The organism is Streptomyces sp. Pv4-95 (genome assembly GCF_045782725.1).
GTDB lineage: Bacteria > Actinomycetota > Actinomycetes > Streptomycetales > Streptomycetaceae > Streptomyces.
This window is the reverse complement of sequence record NZ_CP127172.1, coordinates 7241003-7261019: the sequence shown is the minus strand read 5'-3', so window position 1 is coordinate 7261019 and position 20017 is coordinate 7241003. Positions and strand designations below refer to the sequence as shown.

Annotated in this window: 5 protein-coding genes; 2 read left to right on the top strand and 3 right to left on the bottom strand. The window is 73.2% G+C overall.

The genetic code is table 11. The features are described 5' to 3' along the window. Together QOM21_RS31830 and QOM21_RS31825 are read left to right on the top strand one after the other, a co-directional pair. Entirely contained in the window at positions 1–1695 is a 1695-nt protein-coding gene (locus tag QOM21_RS31830) for an ABC transporter ATP-binding protein (protein WP_407554457.1), read from the top strand. Between the two features lie 73 nt (positions 1696–1768). Next, complete coding sequence (locus QOM21_RS31825; protein ID WP_407554456.1) at positions 1769–3577, top strand: ABC transporter ATP-binding protein; 1809 nt, start codon at positions 1769–1771, stop codon at positions 3575–3577. 510 nt (positions 3578–4087) lie between these two features. Here QOM21_RS31825 and QOM21_RS31820 read toward each other — a convergent pair. From QOM21_RS31820 to QOM21_RS31810, 3 genes are all read right to left on the bottom strand, one after another. After that, on the bottom strand, positions 4088–4297 hold the full coding sequence (locus QOM21_RS31820) for an MbtH family protein (protein ID WP_407554455.1): 210 nt from the start codon (positions 4295–4297) through the stop codon (positions 4088–4090). A 6-nt stretch (positions 4298–4303) separates the two neighbouring features. Continuing rightward, on the bottom strand, positions 4304–18652 hold the full coding sequence (locus QOM21_RS31815) for an amino acid adenylation domain-containing protein (protein WP_407555943.1): 14349 nt from the start codon (positions 18650–18652) through the stop codon (positions 4304–4306). 251 nt (positions 18653–18903) lie between these two features. Continuing rightward, positions 18904–19893 carry an iron-siderophore ABC transporter substrate-binding protein gene (locus QOM21_RS31810; protein WP_407554454.1) on the bottom strand — a complete coding sequence of 330 codons (990 nt, stop codon included), beginning with the start codon at positions 19891–19893 and terminating at the stop codon, positions 18904–18906. Positions 19894–20017 lie beyond the last annotated feature (124 nt).

The window sequence follows — 20017 nt, the reverse complement described above, 5'->3', positions numbered from 1 at the left end:
ATGCCCGCTGGAGGACCAACGGGGGGACACGTCCTCCGCAGAGCGCTCGGCGACCAACGGCGCCGCATCGCCGTCGCCTCGATCCTCGGCATGGCACATCAGGTGTGCGAGGCCATGGTCCCGGTGGTCATCGGCCTGGTCATCGACGAGGCCGTGGCGACCGGCTCCTCCGGCGCGCTCCTGCGGTGGCTCCTCGTCCTCGCCGCGCTCTTCTTCATCCTCTCCACCTGCTACCGCAACTCCGCCAGGCTCACCGAGTCGGCGGCCGAACGCGCCGCGCACCGGATCCGGCTCGACCTCGGCGACCGGGTGCTCGACCCGCGGGGCGGCGCCGACGCCGGCCGCCTGCCCGGCGCGCTGACGGCCGTCGCGACCGGCGACGCCCGACGGGTGGGCTCGGTCGCCTCCGCAATGCCCTACGCCATCTCGGCGCTCGCGGGACTGGCCATCAGCGCGGTGGCCCTGCTGCGCGTCTCGGTACCGCTCGGTCTGCTCGTCCTCCTCGGAGTCCCGCCCCTGCTGTGGCTCGGCCACCGGATCAGCCGCCCACTGGAACGGCGCAGCGAGACCGAGCAGGAGCGCGCCGCCCATGCCTCCGGCGTCGCCGCCGACCTCGTCGCCGGTCTCCGCGTCCTCAAGGGCATCGGCGCCGAACCCGCCGCGGTGTCCCGGTACCGCGTGACGAGCCGGGACTCACTGGCCGCCGCGCTGCGCGCCGCGCGCAGCCGGGCCTGGCACGACGGCGCGATCCTCGCCCTCACCGGAGTCTTCATCGCGGTGATCGGGCTGGTCGGCGCCCATCTGGCGATGCGCGGCACGATCAGCGTGGGCGACCTGGTGGCGGCCGTCGGTCTGGCCCAGTATCTACTCGGGCCGTTCCAGCTCCTCACCTACGTCAACGGCGAGTTCGCCCAGGGCCGCGCCTCGGCCGACCGGATCGCCGAGGTACTCGCCTCGCCGCCGTCCGTCACGGCCGGCACGGCCACTCTCCCCGACCCCGTGGCCGGGCAGCTCCGGCTGCGCGGTGTCACACACGGCGCGCTGCGCGGGGTCGATCTCGACATCGCCCCCGGGAGCCTGGTCGGCGTGGTCACCAAGGACCCGGCCGCGGCGAACGACCTGCTGCTCTGCCTGGGCCGCGAACGCGACCCCGGTGAAGGGGTCATCGAGCTCGACGGCGTACCGCTGACCGAGCTGGCCCCCGAGGACGCCCGCCGCGCGATCCTCGTCGCGCACCACGACGCGGACCTGTTCGAGGACAGCCTGCTGGACAACGTACGGGCCGCGACGGACGACACCACCGACGTCGAACCCGCGCTGGCCGCCGCGACCGCGGACGAGGTCGCCGAGGCCCTGCCCCAGGGCGTGGACACCGTCCTCGGCGAACGCGGGCGGTCGCTCTCCGGCGGGCAGCGCCAACGGGTGGCACTCGCCCGCGCCCTGGCCGCGGATCCGCCGGTGCTGGTCGTCCACGATCCGACGACCGCCGTCGACACCGTCACCGAGTCGCGCATCGCCGACCGCCTGCGGCACCTGCGCCGCGACCGTACGACGATCCTGGTCACCACCAGCCCCGCGCTGCTCGCCGGGACCGACCGTGTGGTGATGCTCGACGGCGGCGCCGTGGCCGCGCAAGGCCCTCACCCCGAGCTGGTCGCCGCCCACGAGGCGTACCGCACCGCGGTGTTGGCATGACGCCGGTGCACGCCCCCTCCGTGAGCGAGAGGGACCCGAAGCCAGTGCGTACGCGACGGACGAAGGACGGACGATGAGCGGACCCAGTACGTCGGAACGCGAGCTCCTGCCCACGGCCACCGGTGCCCAGACCCTCTCCGTCGTCGGCGAGCTGCTGCGCCGCCACCGGCTGCTGGCCGTCGCCGCGGTGACCGTCCTGGTCGTCGGAACGGGCGTCGGGATGCTGACCGCCCCGCTTCTCGGCCGCATCGTCGACCTGGTCGTCGACAAGCGCGGTACCGACTCGCTGACCGTGCCGATGGTGCTCCTTCTGGCGGTGGCCGTGGCCAGGGGGATCGCGACCGCGATCGGCAAGTCCCTCGTCGCCAGGCTCGGCGAGACCGTCCTGGCAAGGCTGCGTGAGCGCTTCATCGCGCGGGCCCTGCGCCTGCCGCTCGGACGCGTCGAGCAGGCCGGTTCCGGCGACCTCACCTCGCGGGTGACCGGAGATGTGACCCTGATCGCGAAGGCGGTGCGCCAGGCCCTGCCGGAGTTCGCCGGGGCCTTCCTCACCATCGTGCTGACGCTGGTCGGACTCGCCGTACTGGACTGGCGCTTCCTGCTCGCCGTACTGGTGGCCGTCCCCGTCCACATCCTCACGGTGCGCTGGTACATCCCGCGGGCAGCGACCGTCTACGCCACACACCGCGTGGCGACCGGCGCCCTCCAGCACCAGCTCCTCGACAGTGTCGGCGGTGTCCGCACCGTGCGCGCGTTCCGGTTGAACGGCCGGCACGCGGACCTGCTGGAGCAGCGCTCGCAGGCCGCCGTCGACCTCGCCGCGCGCGGCATGCGCCTGGTCTCCGGGTTCTTCTCCCGGCTGAACATCGCGGAGTTCATCGGCCTGACGTCCATTCTCCTGACCGGATTCCTCCTGGTCGACGCCCAGTCCGTGAGCATCGGCACGGCGACCGCCGCGGCGCTCTACTTCCACGGCCTGTTCAACCCGATCAACGCCGCGCTCTTCCTCATCGACGACGCGCAGTCCGCGGGCGCGAGCCTCGCCCGTCTGGTCGGCGTATCGAATCTGCCGGCCGAGCGGGAGGCCGACGGCCGGGCCGTCCCCACGGACGGCTCCGTCAAGGTCTCCGCGCTCAGCCACGCGTACCTCTCCGGTCACCCGGTCCTGCACGATGTCGGCCTGGAGGTACAGCCTGGCGAGCGGGTGGCCCTGGTGGGCGCGAGCGGAGCGGGCAAGACCACCCTCGCGAAGCTGATCGCCGGTGTGCACGAGCCGTCCGAGGGGTCCGTCGTCCTCGGCGGGGTCGACGTCGGGGAGCTGGGCCCGGCCGGCGTCCGCAAGGCCGTGACGCTGATCAGCCAGGAGGTCCATGTCTTCGCCGGGCCACTGGCCGAGGACCTGCGGCTGGCCCGGCCCGAGGCCACCGACGAGGAGCTGTGCGCGGCGCTGACCCGGGTCGGCGCCTTGGAGTGGGTGGAGGCCCTGCCGGACGGTCTCGTCACTGTGGTCGGCGAGGGCGGCCACCGGCTCACCGTGGCCCAGGCCCAGCACCTGGCCCTGGCCCGTCTCGTCCTGACGGACCCGCTGATCGCCATCCTGGACGAGGCCACGGCGGACGCCGGAAGCGCGGGCGCCCGCGTCCTGGAGACGGCGGCTCTGCGGGCGCTGGAGGGGCGCACGGGTCTGACGGTCGCGCACCGGCTCCCCCAGGCCGCCACCGCGGACCGCGTCGTCGTCCTCGACCAGGGCCGGGTCGTCGAGACGGGCACGCATGAGGAGCTGATCGCGGTCGGCGGCCGTTACGCGGAACTCTGGGCAGCGTGGTCCGACAGCCGCCGGCAGCCGGAAGTCCCGGTGCCACGCGTGCCCGTGGAGAGCTGAGGGAGCCGGCCTCCCCGCTTCACCTGCTCCCGGAGGGGTCCGGACCGACCCAACCGGCCACGCCGACACACGCCTCGTTCCCTCGGGGTCGGCCAGTACCCGGTTCGACGGCGCGCCGGCGTCGTCGACCAGGCGGCCGCCGGCCGCGAGGGTGCAGGGCGCGCCAGAACGCCACCACGTCGGGACCGTCGAGCGCGTCGACGGTGACCTGGACGGTCTGCACCATGGAAGGGCCGGCCGGCAGGTCCAGGGCGCGTGCCACCGCCGAGATCTGCCGGGCCAGTTCGATGTGCCGCTCGGTCGCCCGTAGTAGTCGTCCGCGACCGTCAGTCCTCCAGGCCGGAGGTCTCGTGGAACTGCTGCGGCCTGATGCGTTCGGGCTTGCCCTCACCCTCGGTCATGCGCTGAACGTAGCGTGCCGGTCCGGCACTCGCCCACCGGTGGAACTCCCGCCTCGTGCCGGAGTTCGCCGCCCGGCACACGGCCGGGCGGCGACATCGCGCCGGAGGGTCAGCTCTGCCGGCCGATCAGACTCGTGGGACGCAGGTCGGTCCAGTGGGTCTCCACGTAGGCCAGGCATGCCTCGCGGGTGTCCTCGCCGAAGACGGTCCGCCACCCGGCCGGCACCTCGGCGAAGGAGGGCCACAGCGAGTGCTGGTTCTCGTCGTTGACCAGGACCTTGAAGCGGCCCTGGGGGTCCTCGAACGGGTTGGTCGTCATGCCTGGTCACTCCTCATGGACGGTACGGGTGAACAGCTCCGAGAGCGGCTGCTGTGGATCGGCTGCCACGGTGCGCAGCAGCGCCTGGAGTTCGTCGGCCAGCTTCCGCGCCTTGGCGGTGCCGAGCAGTTCGGTCGCGTGGATCAACCCGCAGTGCACCGGCCCGGCGCCGCGCGGCTCGTAGAAGCTGAGCGTCAGGTCCGCACTCGCCGAGCCGGTCGGCACCGCGTCGAGCGCGCCGATGCCGCCCTCCAGCTGCTCAAGGTCCGCCTGCTCGTGGTGGATGACCATGACCTGCGGGCCTTCCGGGGGAAGGCCCGCCGCACGGACCACCTCGTTGAACGGAACCTCCTGCCGGTCCAGGGCGCTCAGCGTGGTCTCCCGTACGCGGGCCAGCAGCTCGGCGAAGGTCGGGTCCTCCGCCGTATCGGTGCGCAGCACGACCGTGTTGAAGAAGCAGCCGACCAGATCGGCCAGTTGATCGTCGGTGCGGCCGGCGACCATGGTCCCGATGGGCAGGTCGGTGCCCGCTCCGTGGGCGGTGAGCAGCGCCGCGAGTGCCGCGTGCAGCACCATGAACATGCTGGTGCCGGTCGCGCGGGCGAGCCGGTCCACGTCCTCGTGCAGCCGCTCGTCGAGGACGAACCCGACGTGACCGGCGGCCCGGCCCCGGAGGGCGGGTGCGGTGGAGCGGGGCCGGTCCGCCGGCAGCGCCAGCTCCTGTGGCACGCCGGCGAGCGTCCGTCGCCAGTAGGCGAGTTGACCGCCGCCCCGGCCGTTCGGATCGGTGAGGTCGCCGAGCACCTCGCGAGCCCAGTGGGCGTAGTCGCGGTACGTCACCGGCAGCGGCTCCCAGACGGGTGCTCGGCCGTCCGTACGTGCGGCGTAGGCCGTGGTGAGGTCGCGGAACAGGGGCACCACCGACCATTCGTCGACCGCGAGGTAGTGCATGGTCAGCAGGACCGCCTGGCCGCCGTCGGGGCCGGTGAGCAGCCGGGCCCGCAAGGGCGCCTCCCGCTCCAGGTCCGGTGCCTGACCGGCGAGTTCGGCCAACCGTGCGTCCAGTTCGGCGCACCGTTCGACGGCCAGGGCCGGTGGCTCGGCGGCCCGATGGAGCACCGCGTCGTCGCGTTGCGCGAATGCCGTACGCAGCGGCTCGTGCCGGGCCACCACGTCGGCCAGTGCGGCCGACAGCGCCTCGGCGTCCAGGCCTCCGCCGGCGCCCCGCAACGCGAGTGCGTGATCGAAGCCAGGGTCGCGGCGGTAGGCGTCCCACTGCGGGCGCTGGACGGGCGCGACCGGAAGCGGATCGACGGCCGCGGTCAGGCCCTCGGCGGTGCGCAGGGCCGGCCGGGCGGCCGCCGCCCCCTCCAGCTTGCCGGCGATCCCGGCGACGGTCAGCGCGTCGAAGACGTCCCGGATGCTCAGCTCGGCCCCGAACTCGGCGCGGATACGGCCCAGGAGCCGCATCGAGGCCATGGAGTGGCCACCGAGCGCGAAGAAGTTGTCGTGCACGCCGACGCTGTCCAGCTTGAGGATCTCGCAGAACAGCGCGGCGAGTCGGGCCTGCGTCCCGGTGGCCGGGCGGGCGTCGCCGGTCATCGCGGACCAGTCCGGCGCGGGCAGCGCCTTCTTGTCCAGCTTGCCGTTGGGGGTCAGCGGCAGCGGACCGGCCAGCGGTACGACGAGGGCGGGCACCATGTACTCGGGCACCAGGCCGGCGACATGGGCGCGCAGCACCTGCGGATCGAGGTCCGGGGGCGCGGACTCGCCGGCCTCCGGGACGGCGTAACCGATCAGGCGCACGATGTCGCCGTCGCGGTCGGGCACCACGGCGGCCTGGCCGACCGACGGGTGCCCGGCGAGTGCCGCCTCGATCTCACCCAGCTCGATGCGGAAGCCTCGCACCTTCACCTGTGCGTCGACCCGGCCGAGGAAGTCGAGGTTGCCGTCCGCGCGCCACCGGACGCGGTCACCGGTGCGGTACATCCGGCTGCCGGGCGGGCCGAAGGGATCGGCGACGAACCGCTCCGATGTCAGCCCGGCCTTGCCGAGGTAGCCACGGGCGAGGCCGCGGCCGGAGACGTACAGCTCGCCCACCACTCCCGGCGGGACGGGCCGCAGCCGCTCGTCCAGGACGTAGGTGCGGGTGTTGGGGTCGGGCCGGCCGATGGGCACCCGGCCGGCGGGCCGGCCACCGTGTTCGCGTGCGGGCCACAGGGTGGAGTTGACCGTCGCCTCGGTGAGCCCGTAGGCGCAGATCAGGTGGGCCGTGGCGCCGAAGCGTGCGAACAGGTCCGGCGGCACCGTCTCGGTGCCGACCAGGACGGTCGACCCCGCGGGCAGTTCACAGCCGGGCGGCAGCGCCGAGACGAGGGAGGGCGGCAGGATCATGTGGGTGATCCCCTGGTCGGCGAGGAAGTCGGTGAGCGCGGGTCCGGCGACCCGTGCCTCGTCGGAGATCAGCACGAGCCGTCCGCCGTGGCACAGCGCCATCGACAGTTCGAAGACGAAGACGTCGAAGCCGATCGAGGCGAACTGCAGCACGCTGCTGTCGTGTTCCAGACTCATCCGGTCGACGGCGGTGGCCACCAGGCTGGAGATGCCCTCGTGCGGTACGACCACGCCCTTGGGGCGGCCGGTCGAGCCGGACGTGTAGATCACGTAGGCGGCCTGGTCCAGCGCGACGGGTGGGCCGTCCACGGGAGATTCCGGCAGCTCCGCCAGCGTGGCGGCGGTGACCGGCTCGTCGAGCAGCACCACGGGCACGTCCCGCACTTCGGGGATCTTCCCGGCCACCGTCTCGGTGCCGACGACGAGCGCGGCTGCCGAGTCCTCGATCATGTAGGCCAGCCGGTCGGCGGGATGGACCAGGTCGAGCGGCAGGAACGCGGCACCCAGCTTGAGTGCGGCGAGGACCGTGGCGACCATGTCCACCGAGCGGGGCACGGCGACGCCGACCACGCTCTCGGCGCCCACGCCGTGGGAGACGAGCAGGCGTGCGATCCGGTTGGACCGGGCGTCCAGCTGCGCGTACGTCACCGAGCGCGAGCGCTCCACGACGGCGACCGCGTCGGGCCGCTCGGCGAGCCGCCGGGCGAACAGGGCCGGCAGCGACGCCTCGTCGACCTCACGGGCGGTGGCGTTGAAGCCTTCCAGGACCAGCTGCCGCTCCTGCGGGGCGAGGATCTCCGCCTGGGAGACGGGCCGCTCGGGTGCGGCGACCAGCGCGGTGACCAGTCCGCGCAGGCGCGCGCCCAGACGCTCGGCGGTCTCCGGGTCGAACAGTTCGGTGGCGAACTCCAGGCGGCAGTTCAGGGAGCCGGCGCCGTCGGCGGGCGTGTGCTCGGTGAAGCTGAACACCAGGTCGAACTTGGCCGAGCCGGTTCGGAACGGCACGTACTCCGCGCGGAGGCCGGGGAGTTCGAGGCCCTCACCGGTACGGGCGTGGTGGCCGACCATCACCTGGAACAGCGGGTTGCGGGACAGCGAACGCGTCGGATTGAGCTTCTCCACGACCGACTCGAAGGGCACGTCCGCCTGGGAGAAGGCCGCGAGATCGGTCTCCCGTACCCGGGTCAGCAGCTCGGTGAAACTCGGGTCCCCGCTCAGATCGGTCCGCAGGACGAGTGTGTTGACGAAGAAGCCGACCAGGTCGTCCAGCGCCTCGTCGCTCCGTCCGGCGATCGGCGAGCCCAGGGGGATGTCCGTTCCGGCGCCCATGCGGTGGAGCAGCGTGGCGACGGCCGCGTGCACCACCATGAACATGCTGGCGCCGGTCTCCCGGGCGAGTCGCCTCAGGCCCTCGTGGACCCGGGCGTCGAAGGCGATGTCGAGTTCGGCTCCGGTGAACGCCGGGCGGGCGGGCCTGGGCCGGTCGGTGGGGAGTTCGAGCTCCTCGGGGGCACCGTCGAGCGCGGTACGCCAGTACTCCAGCTGGCGAGTGGCCAGGCTGCCCGGGTCGGCAGGGTCGCCGAGCAGGCGCTGCTGCCAGAGCGCGTAGTCGGCGTACTGGACGGGGAGCGGCTCCCAGTCGGGTCCGTTGCCGGTGTCGAGGCGCGCGGCGTAGGCGGTGGCCAGATCGCGCAGGAACGGCCGGTCCGACCACTCGTCGGTGGTGATGTGGTGCAGCAGCAGGATGACGACGTGGTCCTGGGGGGCCGACTCCACGATGGTCGCCCGTATCGGCAGTTCGGCGGCGAGGTCGAACGGGCGGTTCACGGCGGCGTCGACGATGCCGGGCACCTCGTCCTCGGTGGCACGGACGCGTTCCACGACAGGCCGCGCCTGCTCGGCGGGCAGGACGTGCTGGAACACCTGGCCGTCGCGGTCGGTGAAGACCGTACGGAGTGCCTCATGGCGGGCCGTCACATCCGTGAGCGCGGCGCACCACGCGTCCGCGTCGAAGGCGCCGCGCAGCCGCATCACCAGCGGGAAGTTGTACGCGGCCGAGGTGCACTCGATCTGCTGGATGACCCACAGCCGCTGCTGGGCGTGGGAGAGCGGCAGTTCGGCCGGCCGCTCCCCGGCCGTGAGCACCGGCCGGGCTGCGGCGCCGGAGCGGGACGCGCGCTCCACCAGTTCCGCGACGGTGGGTGCCTCGAACAGGTCCCGGATCGCCAGCTCGGTGTCGAGCGCGGTCCGGGCCCTGCTGACCAGCCGGGTGGCCAGCAGCGAGTGGCCACCGAGCTCGAAGAAGTCACTGTCGATGCCGATTCCGCCCTCGGGGATGCCGAGCACCTCGGCGAAGAGCGCACACAGCGTCTCCTCCTGCGGTGTGCGGGGCGCGCGTCCGGCACCCGTACCGCCCCCCGGGTCCGTGAAGAGGGCCGGGGCGGGCAGGGCCTTGACGTCCAGCTTGCCGTTGACGGTCAGCGGCAGCGTGTCCACGGGCACCAGGGCCGCGGGGACCATGTAGTCGGGCAGCACGGCCTTCAGGTGGTCGCGCAGCCGCTTGAGCTGCGCCTCGCCCCCGTCGGAGGCGCCGTCCTCGGGGGCGAAATAGCCGACCAGCCGCTTGGTCCCGGCGGCCTCGGCCACGACGACCGCCGCGTGCGCCACCTCGGGGTGGCCGGACAACGCCGTGGAGATCTCGCCCAGTTCGACGCGGTAGCCGCGGATCTTGACCTGGTCGTCGGTGCGGCCGAGGAAGTCCAGCAGCCCGTCCGGCCGCTGCCGTACGAGGTCGCCCGTGCGGTACATCCGCTCACCGGGCTCCCCGAAGGGGTCGGCGACGAACCGCTCGGCCGTCAGGCCCGGCCGGTCGTGGTAGCCGCGGGCCAGGCCGGTGCCGGCGATGTACAGCTCACCGGGGCAGCCCGGCGGGACGGGCCGCAGCATGGCGTCCAGCACATGGGCGCGGGTGTTGCGGATGGGCCTGCCGACCGTGGAGGTCTCGCTGTCGGTGGTGGAGCCGCCGAGGGTGTTGATGGTGTATTCGGTCGGCCCGTACAGGTTGTAGCCGTAGGTCCCCTCGGTGCGGCGCAGTGTCGTCCACACCGTGTCGGACACGGCCTCGCCGCCGAGCAGGACCAGCGCGGGCCGGTGCCTTCCGGCGTTGTCGTCCTGATCGAGCAGGCCCTCCTCGATCAGCAGCTGGGCGTAGGTGGGCGTCACGTTCACCACGTCGACGCGGTGCCGGTCGCAGTAGGCCACCAGGGCCTCGGCGTCGCGGCGCAGCTCCTCGTCGCAGACGTGCACCTCGTGTCCCTCGACGAGCCAGAGCAGCTCCTCCCAGGACATGTCGAAGGCGAAGGACACGGTGTGCGCGATGCGCAGCCGCCGGCCGCCGGCCGAGGCGATCGCCGGGTCGAAGATCTCCTTCTGGTGGTTGAGCTGCATGTTCGTCAGACCCCGGTACGGGGTGACGACGCCCTTGGGCCTGCCGGTCGAGCCGGAGGTGTAGATGACGTACGCCGGGTGCTCCAGGCGGTCCGGCACGTCGTGGACGAACGCGGGCCGCTCGGCGTCGGTGATCGCGCCGCCCGGGAGGCCGGTCAGCTCGGCGGTCACGGCCTCGTCGTCCAGGAGGAGTTCGGGGGCGAGGGCGCCGGTGTCCCCGCGCAGCGTGGGGGCGACGGAGGTCGTGGACACCAGGCACCGGGGCCCGGTGTCCTCGACCATCATCCGCAGCCGGTCGGCGGGGTGGTCGAGGTCCAGCGGCAGGTACGCGGCGCCGGTCCGCAGCACCGCGAACAGCGCGACGACCATCTCGATGGAGCGGGGCAGCGCCAGCGCGACGGCCTGCTCCGGCCCCGCGCCCCGGGCGAGCAGCAACCGGGCCAACCGGTTGATGTGGGCGTCCAGTTCGGCGTAGGTGAGGGAGCGCTCACCGAAGACCAGGGCCACCGCGTCCGGGGTGCGGGCGACCTGGGCGGTGAGCATGTCGGCGATGGTCTCGTTCGGCACCGGGTCGCGGGTGGTCTCCCCGTCGGCGGCCAGGGCGGTGCGCTCGTGCGGCAGGAGCAGGTCGACGCCGACGGTGCGGGCGGAGGCTGCGGCCGGGCCGGCCAGGGTCTCGGCGAGCCGCTCCAGCACGGTGGTGAAACGGGCGAGGATGGTGCCGGCGGCCTCCGTGTCGAACAGGTCGGGCCGGGCCGCCAGGGTCACCCTCAGCCGGGTCTCGGGCGTGACGATCAGGGTGAGCGGGAAGTGGGTGCCGTCCACGTTCGACACGTCGGTGATGCCGTGCCGCTGCCGCAGCGCGGCGGCCCGGCCCTCGCCGTCGGCCGAGCGGAGCACGAACAGCGTGTCGAACAGGCGCCGGTGACCGGTCTCCTGCTGGAGCGTCCCCAGACCCACGTGCTCGTAGGGCATGACCGCGGCCCGCTCGGACTGCATCCGGCGCAGCAGGTCGAGCAGGGGCTCGTCGGGGCTGAGGGCGACGCGGGCGGGGATGGTGTTGAGGAACATGCCGATGATGCCGGCGACGTTCGGCACCTCCGCGGGGCGTCCGGCGACAGCCGTTCCGAAGGCGACGTCGGCGCGCCCCGTCATCGCCGAGAGCACCAGCCCCCAGGCCGCGTTCAGCACCGTGTTCAGGGTGAGTCCGTGCTGCCGGGCGAGGGAGCGCAGCCGGTCACTGCTCTCCTTCGTCAGCACCGTGTCGAAGTCCGCCGGGATCACCGGGCCGGCGTCGCGGCCCGTCGGCGCGAGCAGGGTCGGCTCGTCGAACCCGGCGAGCGCGCCGCGCCACGCCTCGACGGCCCGGGTCGTGTCCTGCTCGTCCAGCCAGGCCAGGTAGTCGCGGTACGAGCCGGGGGCCGGGAGGCCGGTGGCGTCGCCGGCCCGCTCGTACAGCGTGAACAGTTCCTCCAGGAACAGCCAGGCGGACCACCCGTCCCAGAGGATGAGGTGGTGGGTGAGGACGAGCCGGTCCCGGCCGTCGGCGAGCCGGATCAGCAGCATCCGGCACAGCGGTGGCGCGGACAGATCGAAGCGCTTGCGGCGGTCGTCGGCCAGCAGCTCCTCCACCCTGGACCGCTGTTCCGCCGCGGGCAGCCCGGACAGGTCGGCCTCCACCACGGGGATGTGCGCACCGTCCGCGATGAACTGGACCGGGCGGGGCAGGCCATCACTGGTGAATCCGGCGCGCAGGCTGGTGTTGCGCTCCAGGAGGGCCCGGCAGGCCGCCCGCAGCCGGTCCGCGTCCACCCGGTGGTCGAAGTGCAGGGTCTCCTGGGACTGGTAGACGTCGAGTGCCTCGCCCGCGTCGTACGTGGCGTGGAAGTACATGCCCTCCTGGAGGGGGGAGAGCGGCCAGATGTCCGCGACCGGCAGTCCAGCGGCGGCCTCGACGCGGGCGGTCTCCTCCTCGGACAGTTCCAGTCCGCCCAGCGGAGCGGCAGGGGCCGGAGGTTCCTGCGGCGCGCCCGCGGCGGTCAGCTGGTCCAGCAGCGCCCGCAGAGCAGGGTCGACCGCCGTACCGGACTGTTTCTGCTGCGCCAGCACGGCCTGCAGAGCGGCCGCGGCCTGCCCGGCGTCGGTGGCCGAGACGGTCACGGCGGGAGCGTCGGGAGCCCCGGCGCCGTCCGGTGCCGGCTGGGCGGGGGCCGTGTCGGCGGCGCCGGCGGCGAGCGCGGCGGGCGTACGGAGCGCGAAGACGTCGCGCGGGCTGATCGCCCACCCCCTCTCCCGGGCCCGGGTGGCGACGGCGATCGAGGTGAGGCTGTCGCCGCCGAGGACGAAGAAGTCGTCGTCGGCGCCGATCCCCGGGATCCCGAGGACGGTGGTGAAGATCTCGCACAGGGCGCGTTCCCGCGCGTCGCGGGGCGCGCGACCACCGCCCTTGGGGGCGGCGGAGGGCGAGGGCAGCGCGTTCTGGTCGAGCTTGCCGCTGGGGGTCAGCGGCAGCTCGTCGAGGACCACGACGGCGCCCGGCACCATGGTCGCGGGCAACGCACCGGCGAGCCCCGCGTGCAGGGCGTCGGAGTCCGGAGCGGCGGCGCCGGGGGCGGGGACGGCGTAGCCGACGAGCGCGCCGTCGCGCACGACGACGGCCGCGCGGGCGACGCCGGGCAGTCCCGCGAGGGCGGTCTCGATCTCGCCCAGCTCGACGCGGTTGCCGCGGATCTTTACCTGCCGGTCGGTGCGGCCGAGGTACTCGACGGCGCCGTCGGCACGGCGCCGCACCAGGTCCCCGGTGCGGTACATGCGCCCGCCCGGCGCGGCGTACGGGTCCGCGACGAACCGCTCCGCGGTCAGGCCGGCGCGGTCGTGGTAACCCCGCGCCAGCTGTACACCGGCGAGGTAGAGCTCTCCCGGCACCCCGTCGGGTACCGGCCGCAGGAAGGCGTCGAGCACATACAGCCGGGTGTTCCACACGGGCCGGCCGATCGGAACGGCGAGCTCGGTGCCGCCCTCGTAGGGAAAGAAGGTCACGTCCACGGCCGCCTCGGTGGGCCCGTAGAGGTTGTGCAGGGGCGCGGGGCCGTGCTGGCCGGACCGGGAGGTCAGCTCCCACCAGCGGCGGGCGTCCGCGCCGGTGAGTGCCTCGCCGCTGCAGAACACCCGGCGCAGACTGTCCGCCCAGCCCTGCGCGGCCGTGTCCGCACCGGCCTCCATGACCTGGACGAACGCGGCCAGCATCGACGGCACGAAGTGCATCGTCGTGATCCGCTCGGCGCGGACCAGCTCGGCCAGGTAGGCCGGGTCGCGGTGGCCGTCGGGGCGGGCGAGGACGACGGTCGCGCCCTCGACGAGGGGCCAGAAGAACTCCCACACCGACACATCGAAGCCGGCCGGCGTCTTCTGGAGCACCCGGTCGTCCGCGCCCAGTCCGTACTCCCCCTGCATCCAAGCCAGCCGGTTGACGATCGCCCGGTGGGTGACGGCAACGCCCTTGGGGCGCCCGGTGGAACCGGAGGTGTAGATCAGGTAGGCGGGATGGTCGGGCCCCGCCTGCGCGTCCGCGCTGCCGGGCACGGCGCCGACGGGTCCTTCCGCGTCGTGGTCGATGCGGAGTTGGCCGAGACCCGGCAGGTCGGGCAGCCGCCCGGCCGCGTCGGTCGTGGTCACGACCGTCCGCGCCCCCGAGTCGCCGAGCATGAACGCCACCCGGTCCGCGGGGTAGTCGAGGTCGACGGGCAGGTAGGCGGCGCCCGCCTTGAGGACGCCCAGCAGCGCGACCATCAGCTCGGCGGAACGCGGCACCGCGACCGCGACGAACTGTTCCGGGCCCGTGCCCCGGGCTCGCAGCCGCCGGGCCAGTGCCTCGGCGCGCTCGTCGAGTTCGGCGTAAGTCAGTGTGGTGTCCTCGAAGCGGACCGCGGTGGCGTCGGGCGTCCGTGCCGCCCGGGCGGCGAACAGCGAGGCGAGGGTGGCGTCGGGTTCGGGGAGCGGATGCGTGGTGGCGTTCAGTTCGGTCAGGCGCCGGTGCTCCCGGTCCGAGAGCACTCCGGTCCGGGCGACCGAGCGCCCCGGGTCGCCGACAATGGTCTGTAGCAACGCCACGAACCTGTTGGCCAGCACGGCCACGCTCAGCTGGTCCAGCCGCGCGGCGTCATGCTTGAACCGCAGCAGCAGATGGCCGTCGCCCGGCTCCACGATCAGCGCGAGGGGGTAGTGCACGGCGTCGATCACCTCGGCGCCGGTGATACGCAGTGCGTCGGGCTCCTCGGAGGGGGAATCCCCCAAACCCTTCATGAGCGGGGAGGGACCCTCACCGCCGCTCGGGTAGTTCTCGAACACCACCAGCGTGTCGAAGAGTTCATCGCCACCCGCGATCCGCTGGACCTCGGCGAGACCGAGGTGCTGGTGATCCAGCAGCGCGGTGTGCTCGTCCTGGACCCGGCGCAGCAGGTCGGTGAGCGACTCGTCGGCGCGCAGGCTCACCCGTGCCGGAACGGTGTTGATGAAGAGCCCGACGGCGGAGTCCAGCCCCGCGACCTCGGTCGTCCGCCCGGACACGGTGGTGCCGAACACGACGTCCTGGCTGCCGGTGAGCCCGCCCAGCAGGAGCGCCCAGGAGCCGTGGACGACGGTGCTCAGGGTCAGGCCGTGGGTCCGCGCGTACGCGGTCAGTTCGGCGACGAGCTGTTCGGGCAGCCGGGTGTCCACATGCTCGGACCCGGCCGGCGTCACCGCGTCATCGCCCGTGACGGCGCCGAGGGCGGGCAGCCGGGTCGGGCCTTCCAGACCGTCCAGGGCCCGGGCCCAGGCGGCACGCGCGGCGTCCCGGTCGCGGCCGGCGAGCCAGGACAGGTACGGGAGCGGGCCGACCGGCTCCGGAAGCGCCCCGCCCCGGTAGGCGACGGTCAGTTCGCGCAGCAGGACGGAGACCGACCAGCCGTCGGCGATGAGGTGGTGCAGGGTGAGGAGCAGCCGGTGGCGCTGCCCGTCCCGGATCAAGGTGGCGCGCAGCAGCGGCGGCCGGGTGAGATCGAATCGTTCGTCCCTGTCCCGCCGCAGCAGGTCGTCCAGCCCGGTCGCGTCGGTGTCGGCCTCCCGCCACGGGAGGGCCGCCCGCTCCGCGAGCCGCTGGACGACCTCGCCGCCGGGCAGCTGGCGAAACGCGGCACGCAGCAGCGGATGCCGGTCGAGGAGCAGTTGCAGCGCCCGCCGCAGCCGCTCCGGGTCGACCGGGCCGGCGAGGTCGAGGAGCTCCTGGACGACGTACAGGTCGGCGCTGCGCCGGTCGAACTCCGCGTGGAAGAAGAAGCCTTCCTGAAGCGGGGAGACGGGCAGGGCGTCCTCGTCGAGGTCCGTACCGGCCGCGGCGGGGCTCCCGTCGGCCGTGACCTGGCCCGCGGTCCTGGCGAGCGCCGCCACGGTCCGCTGCCGGAACACCTCGCGCGGGGTGAGGGCCAGCCCGCTCTCGCGGGCGCGGTTGACCAGCTGGATGGCGACGATGCTGTCCCCGCCCAGCTCGAAGAAGCTGTCGTGCACGCCCACCGAGGGCAGGCCGAGGACCTCCGCGAAGAGCGCGGCGAGCGCCTTCTCGGCCGGGGTGGTGGCCGCGTCCGCGCCGATCGCGGCCGTCCATCGGGGCGCCGGCAGGGCCCGGCTGTCGAGCTTGCCGTTGGGCGTCATCGGGAGGGAGCCGTCCAGGACGACCACGGCGGACGGCACCATGTGATCCGGCAGCGTCGCCGCGACGCGGGTACGCGCCGCGGCGACGGAGGAATCGGCGTCCGTACCGGGCTCGGTGACGAGGTAGGCGACGACCCGCTTCGCGCTCCGGTGGTCCTCGCGTACGAGCACGGCCGCCTGGGCGATGCCGGGGCAGGCCATGAACGCGCTCTCGATCTCGCCCGGTTCGATCCGGTGGCCGCGGATCTTGAGCTGGCCGTCCGTACGGCCGAGGAATTCCAGGTTGCCGTCCGCGCTCCAGCGGACCCGGTCGCCGGTGCGGTACATGCGGCTGCCGGGCGCGCCGAACGGGTCGGCGACGAACCGCTCCGATGTCAGCCCCGTACGGCCCAGGTAGCCGCGGGCCAGGCCGCGACCTGCGACGTACAGCTCACCCTCGGCGCCCACGGGGACGGGCCGAAGGGCCGCGTCGAGCACGTAGGCGCGGGTGTTGGGGTCGGGCCTGCCGATCGGTGCGGGGCCGGGCCGGTCGGGCTCGGCGCGCCACAGCGTGGAGTTCACGCTCGCCTCGGTGAGGCCGTAGGCGACGACGACCTGGACCCGTCCGGCCCAGCGGGCGATCAGCTCGCCGGGCACCGCCTCGGTTCCGACGACGAGCACCGCTCCGTCGGGCAGTTCGCACTCCTGCGGGAGCGCCGAGACCAGTGACGGCGGGAGGATCATGTGGGTCGCGCGGTGGTGTGCGATGTAGTCCGTCAGGGCCGGTCCGGCGACCCGGCGTTCGGCGGGGACGACGACGATCCGGCCGCCCACGCACAGGGACATGATCAGGTCCCAGACCGTGACGTCGAAGCCGGCGGAGGCGAACTGGACCACGCGGCTGTCGGCGGTGATGCCGATGCGGTCGGTGGCGGTGGCGATGAGGCTGCCGACGCCGTCGTGCGGGACGACGACGCCCTTGGGGCGGCCGGTGGAGCCGGAGGTGTAGATGACGTACGCCGCCTGGTCCAGGGCGATGGGCAGGCCGGGGTCCGACCCGTCGAGGGCGGCGCACTCGGCAGCCACCGACGGTGCGTCGAGCAGCAGTTGGCGGACGCCGGGCGCGTCGGGCAGTTCTGCGGAGAGTTCGCGCGTGGTGAGGACGGTGCGGGCGCCGGCGTCGGACAGCATGTAGGCGATCCGGTCCTGCGGGTGGTCGGCGTCCAGCGGCAGATACGCCGCGCCGGCCTTCATCACCGCCAGCAGGGAGACGACGAGTTCCGGCGAGCGCGGCACGGCCACGCCGACGACGTCCTCGGCGCGCACGCCACGGGCGAGGAGTAGCCGGGCGAGCCGGTTGGCGGCGGCGTTCAGCTCGGCATAGGAAAGCTGCCGGTCCTCGCACACGAGGGCGACGGCGTCGGGTGAACTGCGTACCTGCCGCTCGAACGCGGCGGGCCAGGACAGCTCGGCCACCTCGCGCGGCGACACACCGAACTCGTCGAGCAGGTGCGCCCGTTCCTCCCCCGTGGTCAGCTCGATGTGGCCGACGGGCCGGTCCAGGTCCTCGGCGAAGGCCCGGAGCAGCCCGAGGAAGCGCCTTTCGTGGTCGCGCAGCGTCTGTTCGTCGCAGGCGTCCGCGTCGGCGTCGAGGTGGACGCGGAGGGCGCGGCCCCCCTCGCACTCGGCGAAGTTGACGGCCAGGTCGCTGACCGGGCCGAGCCACTCCGGGCGGATCTCGGTCTCGTGGTCCGAGAAGCCCAGGTCCCCGCCCCGGGGAAGGACGTTGACCGTCGGGCCGACGAGCTCCGCCGTGCCGTCGGCCAGTCCGAGGTCCCGGGCCAGGTCCTCCGCGCGGTAGCGTCCGTGCGCGACGGCTTCGTCGACCGCGTGCCGTACCTCCGTCACGAGGTCGACGAGGGTGGTGCCGGGGCGGACGGACACCCGCAGCGGGACGATGTTGGACACCATGCCGGGGACGACCGCCGACACCTCGTCCTGGCGGGCGGCGATCGGCAGGCCGAGGACGAGGTCCTGCTCGCCGCTGACCCGGTGCAGGTAGGCGGCGACGGCCGCGAGGAGGAGCCGGGACGTCCGGACGCCCGCGTCCGACGCGGCGGTGCGCAGCCGCGCGGTGTCCTGCGGGGACAGCCGCGCGGTGCGGCGCAGGCGTCGCGTCATGAGTGCCGGCGCACGCTCGACGAGCCGCACCGGCTCGGGCCGGCCGGCCATCCGGTCCAGCCAGTGGGCGCGGTCCGCCTGGTACTGCTCGGAGCCTCGGTAGGACAGGTCGGCGTCCACCAGCGGGGGCAGTGCCCAGTCGCGCGGCGCCGGCGCCTGCTCTCCGGGCCGTTCCGTGTAGAGCTCCCCGGCCCGGCGGGTGAGGAGCGCGACGCCCATGCCGTCGAGGACGATGTGGTGGTAGCGCTGGTGCCAGAGCACACGGTCGTCCGCGAGCCGGAGCACCGCCTGGCCGAAGAGCGGTCCGTGGGCCAGATCGGCCGGCCGGTCGCGGTCGGCGGCCATCCAGTCGACGGCCGCCTCCTCGGGGTCCCGGGCATCGCGCAGATCGATGACGGGGACGTCGACGGCGAACCGCGCGGGCACCTGGCGGGGCCGGCCGTTCTCCGTGCCGACGCTCACGTGTAGGCACTCGGCCTCCTCGACGGCCCGGCGGACGGCGCCGGTGAGGCGGTCGACGTCGATGTCGCCACGCAGGTCCAGGGCGAACACGATGTGGTAGGCAGAGCTGTCCGGTTCGATCTGCTGGGCAAGCCAGATGCCGGACTGCCCGCCCGTGAGGGGCATCCCGGAAGCGGACGTCCGGTCCGACTCGACGTCAAACATCGTTCGCAAGGGCCTTTCCCTGGTGGGCGTCGGTGAGGGGCGGTCCGCACGGCGTGTCGCGGCCACGGGTTCGGCCCGGGCCGCCGGCACCGCGTCCCGGTCCGGCAGGGGGAGCGGGAAGGTCGCGGCTCCGCCTCGGACTTCGGGTGGCGCCGTGCGCCCCAAGGGGGCCGGCCCTTCGACTGCGTGCCGGTGGCCCGCCACGCCGTCGAACGGTCACTCCTCCCTGGTGCTGCGACAGGTGTGAGCGGTCAGTCCTTGGCCGTCAGCAGCGGCTCGATCTCGTCGATGGCGTACGGGATCGAAAGGACGGTGTTGAAGGAGAAGGCCGCACCGATGTCCGGGTCCTGGTAGGGGACGAACAGGTCGCGCTTGTCCTTGTGAACCTTCAGCTTCTTGTAGAGCGCCTCGGCCTTGATCCGGTCGTTGGCCTCGGTACTGGAGGTGACCCAGACGAGACGGTCGACGTCCAGCACGTTCAGCTTCTCTGCGCTGAGTTCGGCGACGTTCGCGCCCGGCTTGGCCATCTTGTCGATCCCGGGCTTCAGCGCGAAGCCGAGTTCGGAGAAGAAGATCGCCTTGGGGTCGGTCTTGGTGAAAGCCGAGTACTTGCCCGCCTCGAAGCTGTCGGCGACGGCCAGGGTCTTCCCGGCGAACTCCGGGTGCTTGTCACGAACGGCCGCGAAGCGCGCGTCGATACCGGCGATCAGCTTCTTGGCCTGGCCCTCCTTGCCCAGTGCCTTGCCGATCTGCTGGGTCATGACCTGCCACGGGGCGGCGTAGTCGGGGTGGCCCTTGGGCTGGGCCACAACCTTGGCGATCTGGGAGAGCGTGTCGTACTGCTCCTTCTTCATCCCCGAGTACTGAGCGATGATCAGATCCGGCTGGAGGGCCGCGATCTTCTCCATGTTGTACTCGTCGCGCTCACCGACGATCTGCGGCTTCTCGGAGCCCCACTTCTCCTTGGCCCAGGGCCACTTGCCGTACGGCTTCTCCTTGAACCAGTCCACCGCGCCCACGGGCTTGACGCCGAGCGCCAGCACCGCGTCCTGATCCGACAGTCCGAGGGTGACGACCTTCTTCGGCTCAGTCTCGATCTTCGTGCTGCCGTACTTGTGCTGCACCGTCACCGGGAAGGCGGCGTTCTTCGCGCCTCCCTCGGCAGCGGGCTTCGACTCGGAGGTGTCGGCGCCGCCCCCACAGGCGGACAGGGCGAACGCGGCGACGACGGCGACGGCCACGCGGGGAACATGTCTCGCGAACCGCGTCAGCGCGGGGCGTGTACCAGTACCAACGGACACGGATTTTCCTTTTCTTTCAGGGGGTTGCACTGTGATGGCCACGCCTGCCTGGTCAGCACTGTGC

Excerpts from the sequence above, each read along its gene's own strand:
- QOM21_RS31815 (WP_407555943.1), bottom strand. The coding sequence starts at position 18,652 with ATGTTTGACGTCGAGTCGGACCGGACGTCCGCTTCCGGGATGCCCCTC.
- QOM21_RS31825 (WP_407554456.1), top strand. The coding sequence starts at position 1,769 with ATGAGCGGACCCAGTACGTCGGAACGCGAGCTCCTGCCCACGGCCACC.
- QOM21_RS31830 (WP_407554457.1), top strand. The coding sequence starts at position 1 with ATGCCCGCTGGAGGACCAACGGGGGGACACGTCCTCCGCAGAGCGCTC.
- QOM21_RS31820 (WP_407554455.1), bottom strand. The coding sequence starts at position 4,297 with ATGACGACCAACCCGTTCGAGGACCCCCAGGGCCGCTTCAAGGTCCTG.